The 3,311-nt window shown below is 40.9% G+C and carries 3 protein-coding genes; all 3 read right to left on the bottom strand.

Features of this window, described 5'->3' with window-relative positions; genetic code table 11:
- Window positions 1-75: 75 nt before the first annotated feature.
- Entirely contained in the window at window positions 76-615 is a 540-nt protein-coding gene (locus B5J93_RS12510) for an SMI1/KNR4 family protein (RefSeq protein ID WP_079326678.1), read from the bottom strand.
- 18 nt (window positions 616-633) lie between these two features.
- Window positions 634-2,382 carry an NADH-quinone oxidoreductase subunit C/D gene (gene nuoC, locus B5J93_RS12505; protein WP_079326677.1) on the bottom strand — a complete coding sequence of 583 codons (1,749 nt, stop codon included), beginning with the start codon at window positions 2,380-2,382 and terminating at the stop codon, window positions 634-636.
- Between the two features lie 337 nt (window positions 2,383-2,719).
- On the bottom strand, window positions 2,720-3,187 hold the full coding sequence (locus tag B5J93_RS12500; protein ID WP_079326676.1) for an OsmC family protein: 468 nt from the start codon (window positions 3,185-3,187) through the stop codon (window positions 2,720-2,722).
- Window positions 3,188-3,311 lie beyond the last annotated feature (124 nt).

The raw sequence follows: 3,311 nt of genomic DNA, 5'->3' as shown, positions 1-3,311 counted from the left end.
GTTAAGTAACATCCACAAGCCAACAAAGTTAATGAGGGTTGGTGGTACTGTATTCTTTAAGGGATACAGTTGCTACTATAATGAATACAATCCATCCTCATCAGGCTTTTGTAATCTAGCAATAAAGTCTTTAAAGTTATCAGCAACCAGAGTTTCCTGATTATAATTTTCGCCAAAAATGTGTACTATTCTTGGATTAGCTCTTGATTTATCACCCTTATAATCAAAAGCCAATAACGCATTACCATAATTATCCATATTTACAAAATAAACATACTTACTTGGATAACTCCATTCTTGAACTACAAAATTATTAAAATCAATCAGTGATGAATAATAACAACACTCACCCAATGCGACAAATGCCTGCAACCAAAAATCTTCTGGAAACCACAAACTTTTTTCTTTTGGGCGACAAAAATCAGCAAAAGGTGTACCGCCATCTTGAATTTTCATCAAATCAATATAAAGTCTTGGTAATTTACAGTTAAAATGACTTTCAATTTCTGCAATTTTGGCATTACTCAATTTTTTATTAGACTTAAATTTTAAGCCCTTATCACTTGATTTATTCCAAAAATCTCCAAAATCAAAATCTGAAAATACTTGAGCCATAAATTACCCTTTTAAAACCTATCTATCACAATCCGCCATTACAATATCAATACTTGCCAAATAAATAATCGCATCCGACACAAGCGAACCGTTAATAACAGACGGCATTTGTTGCAAATGAGCAAAAGTCGGTGTCCGAATACGGGTGCGATAGCTCATCGTGGCATTGTCCGACACCACATAATAGCTGTTTAGCCCCTTGACCCCTTCCACCATACACGCAGACTCGCCTTGTGGCATTACAGGTCCCCACGACACGGAGACAAAGTGGTTAATCAAGGTTTCAATGTCTTTTAAGGTGCGGTCTTTGGGCGGCGGCACGGCAAGCGGATGCTCGGCTTTGTATGCCCCTGACGGCATATTGTCAAGGCATTGTTTGATAATTCTTAAACTTTGGCGAATTTCTTCAATTTTTACCAAACAACGGTCATAGGCATCGCCATTATAAAAAACAGGCACATCAAATTCAAAATTCTCATAGCCCAAATACGGACGAGCCTTTCTTAAATCAAACTCCACGCCAGTCGCCCGAAGTCCCGCCCCCGTTACGCCCCACGCCAAGGCGTGTTTGGCATCGTACTGGGCAACGGCTTGGGTCCGCCCTTTTAGGACGGTGTTGGTCATTGTTGCCTTAAAATATTCGTCAATGCGTTTTGGCATCCACTCCAAAAACTCACGCACAAGCCTATCCCAACCGTTTGGCAAGTCCATTGCCGTCCCACCAATCCTAAACCACGCAGGGTGCATACGATAGCCCGTTACCGCTTCAATGATGTCGTACGCCTTTTGACGGTCGGCAAACATATAAAACACAGGGGTCATACCGCCCGCATCTTGGATAAACGTCCCCCAGTACAATAAATTGTTAGTAATTCTAAAGAGTTCACTCATCATAATGCGAATGGTATTGGCTCGGTCAGGCACCGTGATACCAGCCAATTTCTCCACCGCCATAATGTAGGGCAGTTCATTCATCACTCCGCCCAAATAGTCAATACGGTCGGTATAAGGAATGAACGAATGCCAAGTTTGGCGTTCCGCCATTTTCTCCGCCCCACGATGATGATAGCCAATATCAGGGATACAGTCCACAATCTCTTCGCCGTCTAGCTGTAACACCAGACGAAACGCCCCGTGTGCGGACGGGTGGTTTGGACCAATGTTCAAAAACATAAAGTCTTCGTCCCGCCCTGAGCGTTTCATTCCCCATTCTTCGGGGACGAATCGTAGGTTTTCTTGTTCAAACTGCTGTTTGGCGGTGTTCAAAAAATACGGCGTAAATTCAGTCGCACGGGCGTGGTATTCCTTACGAAGTGGGTGTCCTTCCCAATATTTGGGGAGCAAAATCCGTGTTAAGTGCGGATGTCCGTCAAACACCACGCCAAACATATCCCACACTTCTCGCTCGTACCAGTTGGCGTTGGGGTAAATTTGCGTGGCACTTGGAATGCTCTCACCTTCGGCTAGGGCAACTTTAACACGAATGTCGGAGTTTCGCTCCAAACTCATCAAATGATAAAACACGGTAAAATCGCTGGCAGGCTGACCATAGCGGTGTTTGCGAAGCCTTTCGTCAATGGCGGACAAATCCACAAGCATCACAAAAGGCTTGGGAAGTTTACGCAAATACATCAATAAATCAGGCACTTGGGCTTTGTCCACCCACACAGTCGGAATGCCGTCCGCCGTTTCTTGGACGGTCAGCCCTGTAAACTGGGCGTTTAATTCGTTTAAAATCTCAAAATCGTGAATGTGGTGAATGCTCATAGTTTCCAACTTATCAGAGAGTTGCAATCTTTATGATGATTGCGTGATAAAATGTTTAAAAATTTATTCTGATAAAAAAATACATTTTTAAAAATTTTCATTATTAAACTCATTATTAAACTTCCGATAAAACCAAAACAAAGAAAATCGTTCGCGGTGAGCTTGTCAAATCACAATGATTTTCGTTACTCTTTGATAAACTCAGGGGCGAACGGAAATCCAGTTTCACCGCAAGTTTATTTTCACAAAATGGCAAAGTACTTTTATTAAAAACCTTACTGACTTTATCATAGGATAAGACTAGTCGTCATTATCATGCCATTCATCATCTTATTTATTACAATTCTAAAATTGTCGCTTGACACTGCACAGGAAAATTCAAAGAATTGGCAATAAAACATAATTCATGAGCTTTTTCATGCAAACTAAGTGCTAATTGTTTATCACCACGACTAATTTTTACCACAGGATTTAAGGTTGCAGAAATAAAATGCCCTGCTTTTCTATCATCACCTTCGTTCATGATTGCCGTAGCATGATCTTGATATTCTTCCACAACAATTTGATTAACCGCACACAAATGTAAATACCAAAGTTTATGACATGATGAGATGCTGGCAAGCAATAATTCTTCTGGATTCCATTTATTTTTATCGCCACGGAATGCAGGATCAGACGATGCCAGAATATCAGTCTTATTATCCGCCTGAATAATAAAATCACGCCCATAACCACTATAATCTTTTGTACCTATGCCAAGATTACCTTGCCAAGTGATTGTCGTTGTATAATGATGTGTTTTCATAACTGTTGCATTCTCATTTGGGTGTATTTTGCATGTTAGGTTTGCGTTATCACTTAACCCAACCTACTTTTTAATAATTCAATTATTACCCTGTTGCCATCGCAATTGTAGCAACTGTATCCCT

This window comes from Moraxella equi, assembly GCF_002027555.1.
Classification (GTDB): Bacteria; Pseudomonadota; Gammaproteobacteria; order Pseudomonadales; family Moraxellaceae; genus Moraxella; species Moraxella equi.
Note: the sequence above shows the minus strand (reverse complement) of the source record. Positions and strands in the feature narration are given on the sequence as shown.